The organism is Streptomyces sp. NPDC056883 (genome assembly GCF_042788835.1).
GTDB classification, from domain to species: Bacteria; Actinomycetota; Actinomycetes; order Streptomycetales; family Streptomycetaceae; genus Streptomyces; species Streptomyces stoeckheimensis.
On the sequence record NZ_JBHUBS010000014.1, the window covers coordinates 79,102 to 95,606 of the forward strand.

Here is a 16,505-nt window from a genome sequence, read left to right on the forward strand (position 1 = left end):
TTGGGCCCAAGGACTCCGGATCCACCAAGGGCCAACAAACCGTGCGCCTCGTCAGTATTCTGATCACGTGGAAAGCACAAGTTCACCCGGGAGACAGTTTCGCACAATAGGGCCGGACACCGACCCCTCACGACCTACGCCTCTCCCATGGGAGCAATATTCGGACAAGGTACTGGCACAGTGGTACACGCTTCTCAGCGAAGACCCCGAGGAAGACGCTATCCAGACCTTCCTGGAATTGCATCCGTCCATGATCCCGGGAGGAAGCGGGGATGTCGGCCCTGGAGGCCATCACGGATCCGATATGGGCGCAGTTTTCCGGCGCCCGAAGCTGGAGGGAGCCGGTCGCTCATTCGAACCGGACTTCATGTGGATTACGCGATCGTCCGGACTCGTCACACCCATCCTGATTGAGATCGAGAAGCCCTCAAAGCGCTGGTTTAAACAGAACGGTCGACCAACCAGCGAGTTTACCGAGGCTCGGGACCAACTCAACGACTGGCGCTCTTGGTTCGCGCGTGAAGGGAACCAAGCAATATTCCGCGAGAAGTTCCTTTTCCTCGGGGATCGCTACCTCGACCGACCGCTGGAGCCACAGTACGTGTTGGTCTACGGGCGCGAGTCAGAGTTCAAGGTGGGCGGAGGTCACGGGAACCCAAACGCCTTGAGGTACAAACGGGATCAACAGCGAGGCAGCAACGAAACGTTCATGACGTTCGACGCCCTGCGCCCCCGCTACGACCATTCCAGGTCAATGACCCTGACCATGACGTCGCAGGGGCCTGAACTTTTTGCCTTCTCACCTATCTACGGGACGAGTGCTTTCGTCGGCGCGGGGGCCTTGCTACTGGGAGACCCTGACCCCGCTCTGGCACGGTCCGCCATGATGAGCGAAGCGCGGCGCACATACCTTTCAAAGCGCTGGCGCTACTGGCAGGATCACACGAGAAAGTCGACCGATCCTAACGAGCGCTACGTGCGCAGCATAGGCGTCGAATAAAGGAACACAGAATCGCCCCCACCTTTAAATATAGAGACGTTCTGCACTGAAAGTCGCCTACCATCCCTCACGGACGGTAGGCGACTTTCGTTTCAAAAACGTGTCACCCCTCAGGCAAGAACGCCAGCCGGATATTTATCTATCGATCGAGCTTCACGATTCCAAACCCACACGTCACTCTCGCGCCACATCTCCGGAAGTTCCGTCACAGGGATAGCGGCAGGATCGTTGGGGTACGCCTGTTCACCGGTGTACCCGTTTCGGAATCCCGTCGTGATGGGTGTAGGGCGCCAGTTCGAGTCTCCAATGAGAATCGCGTGTGCCCTGGTCATCGAGAAGCAGCTGTACTGCTTGATCTTTCCGTCGGTGTCCTCACACAAGGGCGCTCGCCACTCGCGCTCGTGCATCCACTGGGAGTTCTCACGTATGGGTACGGCCCAGTGCCCAAGACCAGCATCAACGAACCGCTTGTACACGTCATCCGTTACGTAGGCGACGGCTCCACCGTCGTGGCTGAGTACACCAGCCCGGGTGACAACTACGCCCCAGGGGCCGAACCCTCGATCGGCGATTAGATGGGCAAGATGATCTTGCGGGCTCTCAGAGAAACAGACGCACGCCTGCTGCGCGCCAAACGGCGGATAGCCATAGAGCCGGCCTGAGCCGAGGATGGAGTCCAGCCGCTCCTGGGCCGTCATCTGACGGAACTTCTCAGGCACCTTAGGTGTGAAGCTTGCGTTCTCACCGCGGCTGGTGAAGTGGACCAGCGTGTCGCTCTGCGCCGGGCCAGCGCCCTGAAGCACAAACCCCTTGTCATCCTTCTTGGCTCCGCCCATCCCACGCTCCCCCGCTGATGCTTGCTCGTTGAGCCTTCATACCGGGTCGGCGCGTGGGCCACGAGGTCTTTCTGCTGCCCGACCGCTTTGTCGCAGGCTGCTTGCTTGGTCCACGCCTGGTCCACACACCATGATCCAAAGCGGTACAAGGGTGAGTCAGGATGAGACGGGACCGCACGACGAAGGGGTGCCCCTGGTAGGGACACCCCTTCTGATCAGCACATCGTCTGACCTGTGGCGGTGGGTGTGGGATTTGAACCCACGGTGACTCGCGCCACGACGGTTTTCAAGACCGTTCCCTTAGGCCGCTCGGGCAACCCACCTGGCGGGTACAGAGTACCGGGCGGCTGGGGTGGGCGGCGCTGGGGATTTTCGGTGGGTCAGGCGGTCTGGGCCTTGTCGTAGGCCGCCTTCGCCTCGTTGCCGAAGTACGGGCCGTACATCCGGTTCGGGAGGAACGTGTAGCCGAAGCTGTTCACCGAGACCTGGGTGCCCAGACCGGTCGCCTCGTTGAAGTCCTGGAACCACGGGCCGCCACTGGAGCCGCCCGTCATGTTGCACGGCAGGCTGTGGTCCTTCGTGAGGAGGAAGTCCTTTCCGGTGTTGCCGCTGCAGTAGACGAGCTTGGTGCCGTCGTACGGGGCCGCCGCCGGGAAGCCGAAGGCGTACATCTTCTTGTTGTAGCCCCCGTTGAACACGATGCCCTGGGCTCCGACGGTCTGGCTGAGCGTCCGGCCGTTCAGTGGGGCGACGACGGCCAGGCCGACGTCCATGTTCATGTCCTCGCTCGCCACCCACTGGTCGGTCGCGAAGGTCTTGGTGGCCGTCCACTGCCCGTAGGGCGCGTTCCCGTTGTCGTAGCCCGGGACGAAGATCCAGTCGGTGTGCCAGGCGCCCTGGTACTTCACGCAGTGGCCGGCGGTGATCACCGTGCTGCCGTTGGCGCTGGTGATCGAGTCGCCCGAGCAGGAGGCGCTCTTCCCGTTGAAGGTGAAGAAGACCCGGCCCGAGGTTTTGACCACCGCGCCGCCGGATGTCCAGGCGCCGCCCGGCTGGGGGAAGGCCGCGGGTGAGGCCTTGAGGGAGGCCGTGGGGGAGGAACTCGCGGGGGTGGGGGCGATCGTCGTGGGGCGCTCCGCCGTGGTGGGCGCCGTACGGGCGGTCGCGCCCGGGGTGGCCGTGATGTCCAGCGGGGTGGCGGCCCGCATCCGCTCGGCCGACCAGGAGCCCTGGGAGGCGGGGCGCGGTACGGCGGCCGAGGGGGAGGCCGCCGTCAACGCGCCCGCGAGCAGGGCGCCCGTCGCGAGCAGAACCGATATGGCTGTCCGATGGCGATTCACGCATGACTCCTTCTGCCGTGCCCGGATGAAGAGTTGTCGGTGCGGATCGGGGGCAGAGTGGCACGCCGCGAGCGAGATGTCAGGCAGCAGTCGGAACGTTCGGTCGGTTCCGGCCAGGAAATGGCCAACTCCGGTTAGGTGGTGAGGAGGACGCCCGCGTACGAGGCTCCGGCCACCACCACCCAGGCCGCGAGACCCAGGAGGGCGGCCCGGCCGCCGGTACGGGACAGGGTGGGCAGGTGGACCGCGCTGCCCAGGCCGAACAGGGCGGCGGCCAGCAGCAGTTCCTGTGCGGTGTGCGCCCCTTCCAGCGCCACGTCGGGCAGTACCCCGGTTGCGCGCAGGGCGGCCGCGGCGAGGAACCCGGCCACGAACAGCGGCACCGGAGCCGGGCGGCGGCCCGAGGACGTGCGCACTCCGCGCCGGCGGGCCCGTACCGAGAAGGCCACCGCGGCGACCAGCGGGGCCAGCAGCGCCACGCGCATCAGCTTGACCAGCACCGCTTCGCCGAGGGCGCCGGGGCCGGCCGTCTGGGCGGTCGCCACCACCTGCCCGACGTCGTGGACGCTCGCACCCACCCAGCGGCCGAAGTCCGGGTCGGAGAGGCCGAGGGGGGACTGGAGGAGCGGGAGCACCGCGATGGCGAGGGTCCCGCACAGGGTGACCAGGGCCACCGAGGAGGCCACGTCCTCCTCGTCGCTGCCCGACACCTGGCTGACGGCCCCGATGGCCGAGGCCCCGCAGATCGAGTATCCGGTGGCGATCAGCAACGGCTGGTCCCCGGGGAGTCCGAGCCGCCGGCCGAGCCACAGGGTCCCGAAGAAGGTCGCCGCCACCACCCCGGCCACCATCGCCACCGTGGCCCAGCCCAGTTGGAGCACCTCGTCCAGCCCCAGCGCCAGGCCCAGCAGGACGATGCCGATCCGCATCAGGCGACGCCCGGCCAGGGAGAGGCCCGGCCGCGCGGGTCCCCGTACGAAGCCCCGTAGGCCGGGGAGGTGCGCCGCGGCGATGCCGAGCACCACCGACACCGTCAGCATCGGAGCCCAGGGCACCAGCCGGTGCACCGACCAGGCCACCAGGACTCCGGCCGCCGCGAGGCCCAACCCGGGCCACGATGACGATGTTTCACGTGAAACATCGATCGGAACCGGCGATCCCGCCCCGCGCACCGGGCGGTTCAGCAGGGCCATCAGTCGGTCGGGAGCGTGTAGACGCGGCGGACACTGCTGCCCAGGCGTACGACGTCAGCGCCGTAGACGTGCAGGGATATCGCCTTCGTACGACAGGAGTTGCGGACCTTGTGGATATCGCCGGGCGGGGCGAACCCGCAGACGTCACCAGGGCCGTTGACCACGTGCTCGGTCGCCACCAGCCGGGCTCCGGCGGTGGCCGTGGCGGGGACGAGCCGATAGCGGAGCTCGCTCTCCTCGCCCTCGTGCACCCCGGCCACGCACCACGAGACGTGGTCATGGACGGCGGTCTCCTGGCCCGGAAGCCACACCAGGGCCACCACGGAGAAGCTGCCGTCCGGCTCCGCGTGCAGGACGTGCTGCCGGTAGCGGTCGGCGTGCCCCTCGCACTGCTCGGGGGTGAGCAGACCCGGCGTCCCCAGGTGCGGGGCGAGGCGTTCGCCGACCAGGTAGGCGGTCAGATCGGGGGCCAGCCCCCGGTCGACGACCGTACGGATCTCACTGACGAGGGCGGCCATCCTCGCGGTCGTGCGGGCCGGCGTGGTGGTGGTCATAGGGGGAGCGTCGAGGAGCCCACCCATCACGTCCAACGACAGTTATGAGCCCAAATCCCAAGATCGGCTTATGGGTTGGGGACGGGACGGATCCGCCGTCGGGCCGGTTCAGCAGCCGACGCGGTTCGAGGCCGCCTGCTTCAGGGCCTCCAGCACCACCGCCGTGGCCGGGACCCGTAGATGGTCGCGGTACACGTGAGCGGCGATGTGACGGCGGGCGGCCGGCAGCAGGGCCCGCCCGCACACCTTGCTCAGCGAGAGCGAGGGCAGCACCAGCGCGGGCATCATGGCCACACCCAGGCCCTGTGCGACCAGGCTCTGGACCACCAGGTTGTCGTCCGTGGCGAACCGGATGTCGGGGACGAAGCCGAGCCCCGCGCATTCGTGCAGCAGGTTGGCCCGGCAGCGCGGGCAGCCGGCGATCCACCGCTCTTCGGAGAGGTCCGCGAGGTGCACGGCCCGCCGCCGGGCCAGCGCGTGCCCGGTTGGCAGCAGCACCGTCAGCTGGTCCTCCATGAGCCTGACCTCGGCGACCTCCTCCGGGACCTCCTCGTGCAGGCCGGGATAGGTGAAGGCCAGGGTGATGTCGCACTCGCCGCGCTCCAGCCTGCGCAGCGAGTCCGGGGGCTCCCCCTCCAGCAGCTCGACCTGGATGCCCGGGTGCTCCTTGGCCAGGCTGCTCAGGGCTTCCGGGACCAGGGTGACGTTGGCGCTGGGGAAGCCGCACAGCCGGACGCGGCCGGTCCGCAGCCGGGCGTAGGCCTTCAGCTGGGCCTCGGCGGCGGAGAGGCTGCCGAGGATGGCCTCGGCGTGCCGGGCCATGGACTCCCCGGCCTCGGTGAGCTGCATGCGCCGTCCGACGCGGGTGAACAGCGGGGTGCCGACGGCGCGTTCGAGCGCCTTCATCTGCTGGGTGATCGCGGGCTGGGTGTACCCGAGGACCCGGGCGGCGGCCGAGTAGGACCCCGAGGCGACCACCTCGTGGAACGTCCGTATGTGCCGCGAATCGAACACGGTCGAAGCATAAGCGGACGTTGGGAGGGGCCGCAGGCACAATCGCGCCTACGGCCCCTCACCATCAAGCCAGTTGGTCCTGCCGCCCGCCGGGCCGGGGCCCGTGCGCGGCAGCCGCCCGCTACTTGTCGCCGACCCGCGAACCGAGCGTGATGTCCACCGTGGTCGGCTTGCCGCCGCGCAGGTAGGTCAGCTTCACCGTGTCGCCCGGCTTGTACGTCCAGATCTCGCTGATCAGGGTCGGACCGCTGTCGATCGGCTTGCCGCCGAGCTCGGTGATGATGTCGCCGGGCTTCAGCCCCGCCTTGCCCGCAGGGCCGTTCGGGTCGACCAGCTCGTTGGCCGAGGCACCCGTCTCGGAGATCTTCGCGCCGTCGCTCTTGGCCGCGAGGTCCACGGAGACCGAGATCACCGGGTAGACCGGCTTGCCGGTCTTGATCAGCGATTCGGCGACGTTCTTCGCCTGGTTGACCGGGATGGCGAAACCGAGGCCGATGGAGCCTGCCTGGCCGCCGCCGAAGCCGCCGTTGCCGGCCGACTGGATCGCGGAGTTGATGCCGATGACCGCGCCGCGGCTGTCGAGCAGCGGACCGCCGGAGTTGCCCGGGTTGATCGAGGCGTCCGTCTGGAGGGCGCTCATGTACGAGTTCTTGCCGCTGGAGCCGTCACCCGAGGCGACCGGACGGTTCTTGGCGCTGACGATGCCGGTGGTGACCGTGTTGGACAGGCCGAAGGGGGCGCCGATCGCGATGGTCGAGTCCCCGACGGCGACCTTGTCCGAGTCGCCGAGGGGCAGCGGCTTGAGCCCGGACGGCGGGTTCTTCAGCTTGAGGACGGCCACGTCGTACCCCTGGGCACGGCCGACGACCTCGGCCTCGTACTTCTTGCCGTCGGAGAAGGTCGCGCTGAGCTTGCCGCCGTTGGCCGCGGAGGCGACCACGTGGTTGTTCGTGAGGATGTGGCCCTGCTGGTCGTAGACGAAGCCGGTGCCGGTGCCGCCCTCGCCGTCGCCGGCCGAGGCCTCGATGGTGACGACGCTGGGCAGCGCGCCGGCGGCGAGGCCCGCGACGGAGCCGGCATCGCGCTTGAGGTCCTTGGGCGTGTTGCCGGCGCTGACCGTGGTCGAGCCGGAGGCGTTGCCGCTCCGGTTGGCCGCCCAGTAGCCGACGCCGCCGCCGACGCCGCCCGCGAGGAGCGCCGCCGCGAGCACGCCGGCGATCAGACCGCCCTTGCCCTTCCGCTTGGGCTGCGGGGCACCGTCGGTGGCCAGGGGCACGCCCCAGCCGCCACCGCCGTGGCCGTCGCCGACCCCGTACGCGGGGGCCGCGGGCGGCGGGGGAGGCCAGCCCTCGGCGCCCAGCGGCTGCGGAGCCGGGGCCTCGGCGTAGGCCGGGGTGACCGGCGGGACCGGGCTCTCGGCGTAGGCGGGAGCCTGCGGCTGGACGGGCGCGGCGGGCTGGGCCGCCGCCGGGGGCTGCACTGCCCCCGGCGTCTGGGGGAGCTGCTGGGTCGGCTCGGCGCCGGGCGCGGGCGTCGGCGGCAACTGCTGCGTCACCGGCTCCACGGGCGCCGACGCGGCAGGCCCGGACGGCACGGACGGCGCGGCGTCGACGGGCGCGGCCACCGGGGGTGCGGGCGGGGCCGCGGGGGGCGTCGGGGCCGCGGTGCCCTCGTTCTCGGTGCTCACAGCGCTCTCTCCTCGTCACACACGGCTTCAGAAATACGGGCGATATCGGTCCGACTGAACGTTCGACGTGCCGTACAAGTTCCTGGGCAAAGCCTTTCCCATGCCCCGTCAGAGCACTGTAAGCCGGACCTGTGAGTCTCCCCCATCCTTTATCTCCGACATTTCGGGCGCATCCCCAGAAGCACCCGCAGGGCTCTCCCCGACATCCGGACCCCTCTCGGTGGCACCATGAGCCGGTGACCCACGCAACGCCGCGCCCCATCCAGGTCGTCGCCCACCGCGGCGCCTCGGAGGATGCCCCCGAACACACGCTGGCCGCCTACCGCAAGGCCATCGACGACGGGGCCGACGCCCTCGAATGCGATGTCCGGCTCACGGCCGACGGCCATCTGGTCCTGGTCCACGACCGGCGGGTGAACCGCACCTCCAACGGCCGCGGCGCCGTCTCCGCCCTGGAGCTGGCCGACCTGGCCGCCCTCGACTTCGGCTCGTGGAAGGACCGGGAGGAGTCCCCCGACTGGGACGCGGACCCCGAACGGACCTCGGTGCTCACCCTGGAGCGACTGCTGGAGCTGGTCTCGGACGCCGGGCGGCCGGTCCAGTTGGCCATCGAGACGAAGCACCCGACCCGCTGGGCCGGACAGGTGGAGGAGCGCCTGCTCTTCCTCCTCAAGCGCTTCGCGCTGGACGCCCCGCCCGCGGAGGGGCCGCACCCGGTCCGGGTGATGAGCTTCTCCGCACGCTCCCTGCACCGGGTGCGGGCGGCCGCGCCGACGGTCCCGACCGTCTACCTGATGCAGTTCATCTCGCCCCGGATGCGGGACGGGCGGCTCCCGGCGGGCGTACGGATCGCCGGACCGGGCATGCGGATCGTGCGCAACCACCCGGCCTTCATCCGCAAACTTCAGGCCGCCGGACACTCCGTTCACGTGTGGACCGTGAACGATCCGGAAGATGTTCAGCTCTGCGCTGATCTGGGTGTGGAAGCGATCATCACGAACCGACCGCGACAAGTTTTGTCACAGCTGGGCCGCTGACATCCCGTTTTGCGCATCCGCCCCACGCGCAACACCCGTTACGGGGTGTGCACCGGCGCATCCGCTCCGCATTCGGTCGCCCCGAATGCGTCAGAGGGCGCCGGTCCGGCGGTTTCCGGTCCAGGCCATTGGGGCATCCAGACCATGCGTGGGGCTAAGGAGGTTCCGGGGGTGGCGTTGATGGTGGCACAAGAAGTGCCCACGTCGTCGTGCATGGACGTGTCCCATGGTCCTGCGGGCGTGGGCGAGGCGAGGCACCGGATGCGCGAGCAGCTGCGCATCAGCGGGGTGTCCGAATCGATCGTGGATGACGCCGTTCTGATCCTTTCCGAACTACTCAGCAACGCCTGCCGGCACGGCAGACCGCTGGGCGCACGGGAGATCGGCGACGGCGGGATACACGCGTCGTGGCGCGTCGACAAGGCGGGGCGACTGACGGTCGAGGTCACGGACGGCGGCGGGCCCACCCGCCCCCTCCCGGCCAAGCCCTCGGTCACCGCACGGGGCGGGCGGGGGCTGAACATCATCAGCGCCCTGGCCCAGGACTGGGGTGTCCGGGACGGAGCGGCGGGTGAGGTCACCGTCTGGGCGACCGTTGCCTGCGGGCCCCGGCACGAGGATTTCGCTACGCGCGTTGCGCCCCCTGCGATCGATTTCAGTACGGCCTTCGACGATCTGGATCCCTGATCCGACCGGTCCCAGACCGCGGGTGGACGGATGGCGGCCGTCCGGGAGCGCACGCCGACCGTGCTCCCGGCCGCACCCCACCGGCTGTGGCGGTACGAACGGCTAGGCTCGCGCCCAGACCGACGCCGTACCGCCGCAACCGGGAGACACCCACGATGGCCAAGAAGCGCCCCGCCGCGAAGTCCGCAAAGCCGCAGCTCAACAACGGGGAGATCCCGGTGGTGGGCGCCCGCGAGCCCTGCCCCTGCGGATCCGGGCGCCGTTACAAGGCCTGTCACGGCGCTGCCGCCGCGCACGCCGTGACCGAGCACGTGGCCCGCCCGTTCGAGGGCCTGCCCGGCGAGTGCGACTGGGTCGCGCTGCGCGAGCTCGTCCCCGCCGCCACCGTGCCGCTCACCCTCAAGGGCGGACTGCCCGAGGGCGTCCCCTCCGTCACGCTGGTGACCGTACTCCCGCTGGCCTCTCCGGCACTGCGCCGCGAGGACGGGTCCGTCCTGCTCGGCCTGCAGAACGACTCGACCACCGGCGACCTCGCCCGGGACATGGCCGACACCCTGGAGCGCGCGCTCGCCGCCGAGCCCGGCACCGTCGTCGCGGCCCGCCGGGTTCCGGCCGAGGGTCCGCGACTTCAGGATCTCCTGTCCGCGGACGGCGGTTTCGAGCCGGTTGTCCACAGCGGGTTCGAATTCTGGATTCCGGAAGCGGAGAGCGCCCAGAGCGCTTCCCCGGAGATCGCCGCCTCCCTGGAGCGCGCCAACGCCGCCGCCATCCCGACCGTCAAGCTGACCGGCGTGGATGCCGCCTACTGGTGCGAGACCCCGGACAAGAACCACCTGCGCTGGGTCATGCCGCACCCCGAGGAGAAGCTGCTCGACGCGCTCGCGCGACTGCACGCCGCGGGCACGTCCTCGCTCGGCGAGGGCACCAAGCTGGTCGGCTCCTTCCGCGCCCACGGCCTGATGGTCCCCGTCTGGGACCTGCCGACCGGGGTCTCGGCCGAGGACGTGGAGAAGCCCGCGGCCGAGCTCGCGGAGCGGCTCGCCGCTGCTCTGGCGACGGACGCGCCGCTGACCACGGAGGAGCGCCGCGCCCGCGGCGGCCTCACCAACCGCCAGGTCACGCTCAGCTGACCTGCCGGCCGGCCCGTTCGCGGGCCGGCCACGAGGGTCGCCGGAGGGCCCCGGGGAGGGGCTGCGGGGGCGTCACCGGTGACCGATCACCGGTGATCGGTGTCACAACTCCCGCTAATCGCCTGCAAATCGCTGTCCGAATATCAGAGATCGAATTTGCGAACAGGCGATCTCTTGTTACCGTTCTTGTAGCCCGGTCGCTGGTGCATCCCCCGTCGCCAGCGACCGGGCCCTTGATTTTCCGTGACGCTCAACCGTCACCCGGTACCGGTGAGTTGCTCCCGGACCGCAGGAGCAGGGCTCCTTCATCATCCGGAACTGCAAATTCCGCTACAGCCGAGTAGTCCCCCGGAACCCCGGCCGACTCCTCCTTCGGCGTTTCGCACAGCCCCGGTTCGTCGCCCGCCCCGACCGCGCAGCGGATCTGCACCGTGCGCCCCGCCGGACCCATCACCGTGAGCACCGCGTCGAGCGCGCGGCCGCTGGTGTTCCGGTAGTAACTGCGCCCCCACGTCCGGCCCTCACCCGACAGGACGCACGTCTGCGCCTCCACCCCCTGCGGGGAAGACAGTTCGGGTCCGCAGCGGGCATCCGTACGCGGCTGCTCGGCCGGGCCCGGGCGGGCCGGCGCCGTGGCGGGGGTCCGCGTACGGGACCTGCCGGAAGCCGAATTCGCTCCCGAGCCGCCCGAATCGGCCGAGCCGGAAGAGTTGTCTGCCGTGCCGGGGTTCTCGGCGTTGTCTGCGTTCTCGGAGTCTGCGCGACCCGATTCCCCCGGGGCACCCTTGGACGGGTGCCCGAGGCCGAAGGTGGAGAGCAGCCCTCCACCCTTTCCATCGCTCTGACCGGCGAAATCCGGCCCGGCGATCGCTCCCGCCAGCGGGAGCGACAAGATGATCAACACACCGGCGCCGATACCGATCAGGCGGAGATTCATTCGCCGAAGATAGCGATCCGGGAATGGGGCACGGAGATCCCCGCGCCCAATTCCCTTGGAAACTCGTCTCGCTGACACCCGTACGAGTGATCCGTCCGCGCACGGGCTCAGTACGCGAGCCGGCTCCCGCCGCCCGACGCCCCGCTGCTCTCTTCCACCAGTGCGTCCACGACCGCCTCCACCTCCGGCAGCCAGATCTCCCCGGCCCCCGCCGGTTCGCGCTCCCACCGCACCTGGCCGCCGCCGATCGCGGGGGAGGGCGGGAGCAGCAAGTAGCCGCCCTCGCCGTGGAAGCGCAGCGAGGAGGGCACGTGGTCCTTCGCGTAGAGGATCTCGCCGAGCCGTTCCAGCGAGTACGGCTCCACGAGCAGCGACCACCGCGTGGGCGTGGCCACGATCGGCCCGAGCCGCATCCCCTCGGCATCCAGTCGTACGACGGCACGCGCGCCCGCCGCGGCGGGCAGGCTCACCGCGCAGGGCGCGCTCCCGCCGGTTGCCAGCAGGATCGGGGCGCCCGCCCGGTTGGCCCACCACCAGGACACCATTCGGGGGTCGGTGGTGGCCGCGAGCAGCCCGGGATCGAAGGGGTGTGCGCCGGGTACGGCGCAGTCGGGGTCGGGGCAGGCGCACCGCGCGCTGTCGACGCCGGAGCGTCCGACGCCCGGCAGCACGGGCCAGTTCCAGGTGGTGGCGCAGGTCAGCGCCGCGTCGAGGAGAGCCGGCGCTTCACCCTGCGGCGGGGCGGGGCGCAGGGATTGCAAGCGATTGCGGAGCCGCTGGAGACGCCTTCCGAGGATCTCGCGCATGAGCGCTCGTTCCTTTCCGTTGAACGCCGAGGGCCACATCACACCATGTAAGCGGTGGTTCACCACACGTACACGTTTCGCGTCACTGTCCGCTTGAAGCAGGTTCACACGGTTCGTGCAGTTTTCTTACGGGTCCATGAAACGTCCGTCGGGGGCGGTACGCGACCCGGGACCGCGCGGGGGACGGCTGTCGTCGATGGGGACGACGGGCCGTGCCCGACGGTTCCCGGCGGGCACCGGGCTGCGCCAACTCTCCCCGGGTGCAACGGATTACGTACCCGGACCGGCCGACTGACTCGCCCAGTCGACCGCAAAAACCGTCCGCTTCCCGCTTTTTCCGGCCAAGTTCTAGCCCTGACCGGACAGTGAGTTGCCGTCCCACGGACACCAGGATTCCCACCTGGGCAATGCTGGACATCGCTCCTCGTGTGCGTGTAGATGTGGATTCATTGATAGCGGCGCAGCATGATCTGGGGGTTTGCGATGCTATATGGCGAATCGCACCAGCTGGAAAGGCGGACGCCATGAGCGCCCCGCATCTGCCGAAAGTGGCTGGAATCGATCCAGCCGTCACAGCGTCCCCGCACACTGTGGCGCCCACACCGGTGCCCGCGGCCGCGTCCACACCGACGAGCCCGCGAACGGCCCACGCCCCGGCGCAGGGACCCGCTGCGAGCTCGGTCATTCAGGACCGTCTCGCAGGCATGGTCTCCGACCTCACCACCCTCCACGAGCTCACCGAGCGGCTCGCCCGCGCCAGTGACCTCACCTCCTCCCTCCAGGAGTTCCTGCGGGCGGGCGCGGCCCTCGTCGGTGCCCGGCGCGGCCTGATCGTCCTGGAGCCCTCCGACGGGCTCGGCCCCACCAGCACGATCGGCCTCGGGCTCGGCCACGCCGACCTCGGACACATCGAGACGGTGCCGCGCAGCGCCACCTCCTACGGCCGCATCCTCGACGGTCTGCCCGACGCCCAGGGCGGCTCGGAGGTCCTGCCCGAGCCGGGCACCAGCCCCGGTACCGGCGCCGGCGGGTACGCCACCCCGGTCGACCCCCGCCACCGCGAGGTCGCCGCCCGACTCGGCTACGCCGCCAGCTACGCGCTGCCGCTGACCGCCGAAGCCACGGGCCGGCTCGGCGCGGCCGTCTGGCTCTACGACGAACAGGCCGAGCCCAACGACCGCCAGCGCGACCTCGCCGGGCTGTACGTCCGGCACGCCTCCGAGCACCTGGCCCGGATGCTGGAGGTGGAGCGCGCCCGCACCAGCCTGGCCACCGTCGCCGAGGAGCTGCTGCCCAGCCGGCTCCCCCGGATCTCCGGGGTCCAGCTCGCCGCCCGGCACCACACCGGCCCGCACGGCGGAGGCGACTGGTACGACGCACTGCCGCTGCCGGAGGGCGCCCTCGGCCTGGCCGTGGGCTCCGTCACCGGCTCGGGACCGAGCGCCGTCGCCGCCATGGGCCGGCTGCGCGCCTCGCTGCGCGCGTACGCCGTCATGGAGGGCGAGGACCCCGTCGCCGTCCTCTCCGACCTGGAACTGCTGCTGCGCCTGACCGAGCCCGCGCGCTCGGCGACCGCGCTCTTCGCCTACTGCGAGCCCGCCGGGGGCCCGAACGCGAACGGCCGGGGGAGGAAGCTCATCCTGGCCGGGGCCGGGCACACCCCGCCGCTGCTGATCGGCGAGCGGCGCACCGAGTACGTGGAGACCACCCTCTCCGCGCCGCTCGGAATGCTGTCCTGCTGGGAGGCCCCGAGCGTGGAGATCGAACCCGCGCCCGGAGAAACGGTGCTGCTGTACACGGACGGGCTGCTCCGGCGCACCGGGGACCCGATGGACCGGGCATACGCGCGGCTGCACGCCGCTGCCGCGGGGATCCCCCGTAGCGCCCGCGAGGACCCGGCCGCCATCTGCGACCACATCCTGCGCACGGTGTTGCCGGACGGCGACGGGGACGGCCCCGTGGCCCCGGCGGACGCCTCGGAGGACATCGTGCTGCTCGCGGCCCGGTTCGAGTGACGCGGTTCGAGTGACGCGGTTCGGGTGACGCCCTTCGAGTGACGCGGTTCGAGTGGCGCCCGGCCTGAGAGACCGGCGGGGAGTGTGGCTGTGACCGGGTTTAGCTGATTTGTCACACGAACCGTCGGGGGGCGTCCGCTCACCCATACGATGGATGAGGTCCATACCCGGTCCGTGTCCGCCGTACTGAGGAGAAGACGTGGCTGACGAGCTCACCCCGGAGACCCCGGAAGAAGAGCAGCCCAAGAAGAAGATCAAGCAGCGCAAGAACGGGCTGTACCCGGGTGTCAGCGAGGAGCTCGCCGCGAGCATGCGCACGGGCTGGGCAGACACCGAGCTGCGTGGACTGGAGCCGATCGCTCAGGCCGCGCACACCGCCGCCCGCCGCTCCGCGCTGTCCCGGCGCTTCCCCGGGGAGCGCCTCGTCGTCCCCGCCGGACGGCTGAAGACGCGCTCGAACGACACCGAGTACCCCTTCCGCGCCTCGACCGAGTACGCGTACCTCACCGGCGACCAGACCGAGAACGGCGTCCTGGTCCTGGAGCCCGCGGGGGAGACCGGCCACCACGCCACCGTCTACCTCCTGCCCCGCTCCGACCGCGAGAACGGCGAGTTCTGGCTCTCCGGCAGCGGTGAGCTGTGGGTCGGCCGCCGCCACTCCCTCACGGAGGCCGAGCAGCTGCTGGGCATCCCGGCCAGGGACGTGCGCAAGCTTCCCGAGGAGCTGGCCGAGGCCGAGGGCCCGGTCCGTGCCGTGCGCGGTCACGACTCCGTCATCGAGACGGCCCTGACCGACAAGGTCACCAAGGAGCGCGACGAGGAGCTGCGCGTCTACCTCTCCGAGGCCCGCGCCGTGAAGGACGCCTTCGAGATCGGCGAACTGCAGAAGGCCGTCGACTCCACCGTCCGCGGTTTCGAGGACGTCGTGAAGGTGCTCGACAAGGCCGAGGCCACGTCCGAGCGCTACATCGAGGGCACCTTCTTCCTGCGCGCCCGCGTCGAGGGCAACGACGTCGGCTACGGCTCCATCTGCGCCGCCGGCCCGCACGCCTGCACCCTGCACTGGGTCCGCAACGACGGCGACGTCCGCTCGGGCGACCTGCTGCTGCTCGACGCCGGTGTGGAGACCCACTCCCTCTACACGGCCGACGTCACGCGCACGCTGCCGATCAGCGGCACGTACACCGACATCCAGCGCAAGATCTACGACGCGGTCTACGCCTCCCAGGAAGCCGGCATCGCCGCCGTCAAGCCGGGCGCGAAGTTCCGCGACTTCCACGACGCCTCGCAGCACGTGCTCGCCGAGAAGCTCGTCGAGTGGGGTCTGCTGGAGGGACCGGTCGAGCGTGTCCTGGAGCTGGGTCTGCAGCGCCGCTGGACCCTGCACGGCACCGGTCACATGCTCGGCATGGACGTCCACGACTGCGCCGCCGCGCGCACCGAGGCGTACGTCGACGGCACGCTGGAGCCCGGGATGTGCCTGACGGTCGAGCCCGGTCTGTACTTCCAGGCCGACGACCTGACCGTTCCCGAGGAGTACCGCGGCATCGGCGTCCGGATCGAGGACGACATCCTCGTCACCGAGGACGGCAACCGGAACCTGTCGGCCGGGCTGCCCCGCACCTCGGACGAGGTCGAGGCCTGGATGGCGCGGCTCAAGGGCTGACGCCACCGCTCGTACGCGCCGATGGGCGGGACCCTCCACGGGTTCCGCCCATCGGCGCGTCTACGAGACCTTCAGCAGGGAGTCGTCCCGCCACTTCAGCATCTTGTCGAAGCTGACCACGGCGCCCCGGCCGGGCCTGTTGCGGAAGCGGACGTGGTCGGCGAGTTCCTCGATCAGGTGCAGGCCCCGGCCGTGCTCGGCCAGGGACGGTCTGCGGCGGGCCACGGTCGCGGGCGGGAACCCCGGACCCGAGTCGCTCACTTCGATGCGACAGCGGTCCCCGTCCAGATAGGCCGTGACGTGGTACGCCCCGGTCCCGTCCGGGGAGCCGCCGCCCGAGGACGCATCGTCCGTGCAGCCGGAGCGCGGGGCGGCTTCGCGGCCGCCGTGCTCCACCGCGTTCGCGCACGCCTCGCTCAGCGCCACCGACAGGTCGAAGGAGATGTCCGGGTCCACCCCCGCGGTCTCCATCGTCCCCAACAGCAGCCGCCTCGCGAGGGGCACACTCGCTGCTTCGCGCCTCAAGTGGAGAGACCACCAGATGCTCATACGGTTACCTATTGCCGCCCGGGGCCGGGGCTAAGCCCCTGAGGGCCGACAGAG

At 70.2% G+C, this 16,505-nt stretch carries 15 protein-coding genes and 1 tRNA gene; 7 read left to right on the plus strand and 9 right to left on the minus strand.

The window, feature by feature from the left end; genetic code table 11:
- Nucleotides 1–67 precede the first annotated feature (67 nt).
- Nucleotides 68–1,000, plus strand: a complete 933-nt coding sequence (locus ACFRU2_RS29195) for a Shedu anti-phage system protein SduA domain-containing protein (RefSeq protein ID WP_382977503.1) — start codon at nucleotides 68–70, stop codon at nucleotides 998–1,000.
- A 110-nt stretch (nucleotides 1,001–1,110) separates the two neighbouring features.
- On the opposite strand, the gene ACFRU2_RS29200 is transcribed toward ACFRU2_RS29195, so the two are convergent.
- The 7 genes from ACFRU2_RS29200 to ACFRU2_RS29230 form a co-directional block, all read right to left on the minus strand.
- On the minus strand, nucleotides 1,111–1,836 hold the full coding sequence (locus ACFRU2_RS29200; RefSeq protein WP_382977505.1) for a hypothetical protein: 726 nt from the start codon (nucleotides 1,834–1,836) through the stop codon (nucleotides 1,111–1,113).
- A gap of 235 nt (nucleotides 1,837–2,071) precedes the next feature.
- Nucleotides 2,072–2,159, minus strand: a tRNA-Ser gene (locus ACFRU2_RS29205).
- 57 nt (nucleotides 2,160–2,216) lie between these two features.
- Entirely contained in the window at nucleotides 2,217–3,176 is a 960-nt protein-coding gene (locus ACFRU2_RS29210) for a trypsin-like serine peptidase (RefSeq protein ID WP_382977508.1), read from the minus strand.
- A gap of 134 nt (nucleotides 3,177–3,310) precedes the next feature.
- Entirely contained in the window at nucleotides 3,311–4,369 is a 1,059-nt protein-coding gene (locus ACFRU2_RS29215; RefSeq protein WP_382977511.1) for a YeiH family protein, read from the minus strand.
- Nucleotides 4,369–4,923 (minus strand): cysteine dioxygenase, encoded by a 555-nt coding sequence (locus tag ACFRU2_RS29220; protein ID WP_382977513.1) that lies wholly within the window; start codon nucleotides 4,921–4,923, stop codon nucleotides 4,369–4,371. The genes ACFRU2_RS29215 and ACFRU2_RS29220 overlap by 1 nt, the downstream gene beginning before the upstream one ends.
- 108 nt (nucleotides 4,924–5,031) lie before the next feature.
- A complete protein-coding gene (locus ACFRU2_RS29225; protein WP_250738554.1) occupies nucleotides 5,032–5,937 on the minus strand; it encodes a LysR family transcriptional regulator in 906 nt (301 codons plus the stop codon).
- 121 nt (nucleotides 5,938–6,058) lie between these two features.
- Nucleotides 6,059–7,624 (minus strand): S1C family serine protease, encoded by a 1,566-nt coding sequence (locus tag ACFRU2_RS29230; protein ID WP_382977516.1) that lies wholly within the window; start codon nucleotides 7,622–7,624, stop codon nucleotides 6,059–6,061.
- 236 nt (nucleotides 7,625–7,860) lie between these two features.
- On the opposite strand from ACFRU2_RS29230, the gene ACFRU2_RS29235 reads away from it, so the two are divergent.
- The 4 genes from ACFRU2_RS29235 to ACFRU2_RS29250 all read left to right on the plus strand — a co-directional run bounded on the left by ACFRU2_RS29235 (nucleotide 7,861) and on the right by ACFRU2_RS29250 (nucleotide 11,490).
- Entirely contained in the window at nucleotides 7,861–8,661 is an 801-nt protein-coding gene (locus ACFRU2_RS29235) for a glycerophosphodiester phosphodiesterase (RefSeq protein ID WP_382977519.1), read from the plus strand.
- Between the two features lie 180 nt (nucleotides 8,662–8,841).
- Nucleotides 8,842–9,348 carry an ATP-binding protein gene (locus ACFRU2_RS29240; RefSeq protein ID WP_382977834.1) on the plus strand — a complete coding sequence of 169 codons (507 nt, stop codon included), beginning with the start codon at nucleotides 8,842–8,844 and terminating at the stop codon, nucleotides 9,346–9,348.
- A gap of 155 nt (nucleotides 9,349–9,503) precedes the next feature.
- Nucleotides 9,504–10,478 (plus strand): DUF5926 family protein, encoded by a 975-nt coding sequence (locus ACFRU2_RS29245; protein WP_382977522.1) that lies wholly within the window; start codon nucleotides 9,504–9,506, stop codon nucleotides 10,476–10,478.
- A gap of 793 nt (nucleotides 10,479–11,271) precedes the next feature.
- Nucleotides 11,272–11,490, plus strand: a complete 219-nt coding sequence (locus ACFRU2_RS29250; protein ID WP_382977524.1) for a hypothetical protein — start codon at nucleotides 11,272–11,274, stop codon at nucleotides 11,488–11,490.
- Between the two features lie 32 nt (nucleotides 11,491–11,522).
- On the opposite strand, the gene ACFRU2_RS29255 is transcribed toward ACFRU2_RS29250, so the two are convergent.
- Entirely contained in the window at nucleotides 11,523–12,221 is a 699-nt protein-coding gene (locus ACFRU2_RS29255; RefSeq protein WP_382977527.1) for a bifunctional DNA primase/polymerase, read from the minus strand.
- A gap of 407 nt (nucleotides 12,222–12,628) precedes the next feature.
- Here ACFRU2_RS29255 and ACFRU2_RS29260 point away from each other — a divergent pair, with 407 nt between their 5' ends.
- Together ACFRU2_RS29260 and ACFRU2_RS29265 are read left to right on the plus strand one after the other, a co-directional pair.
- Complete coding sequence (locus ACFRU2_RS29260; protein ID WP_382977529.1) at nucleotides 12,629–14,236, plus strand: PP2C family protein-serine/threonine phosphatase; 1,608 nt, start codon at nucleotides 12,629–12,631, stop codon at nucleotides 14,234–14,236.
- A 199-nt stretch (nucleotides 14,237–14,435) separates the two neighbouring features.
- The gene (locus ACFRU2_RS29265) at nucleotides 14,436–15,902 is read left to right on the plus strand and encodes an aminopeptidase P family protein (RefSeq protein WP_250738561.1); all 1,467 of its coding nucleotides are present in this window, start codon (nucleotides 14,436–14,438) and stop codon (nucleotides 15,900–15,902) included.
- A gap of 60 nt (nucleotides 15,903–15,962) precedes the next feature.
- On the opposite strand, the gene ACFRU2_RS29270 is transcribed toward ACFRU2_RS29265, so the two are convergent.
- Nucleotides 15,963–16,451 carry an ATP-binding protein gene (locus ACFRU2_RS29270; protein ID WP_267038774.1) on the minus strand — a complete coding sequence of 163 codons (489 nt, stop codon included), beginning with the start codon at nucleotides 16,449–16,451 and terminating at the stop codon, nucleotides 15,963–15,965.
- Nucleotides 16,452–16,505 lie beyond the last annotated feature (54 nt).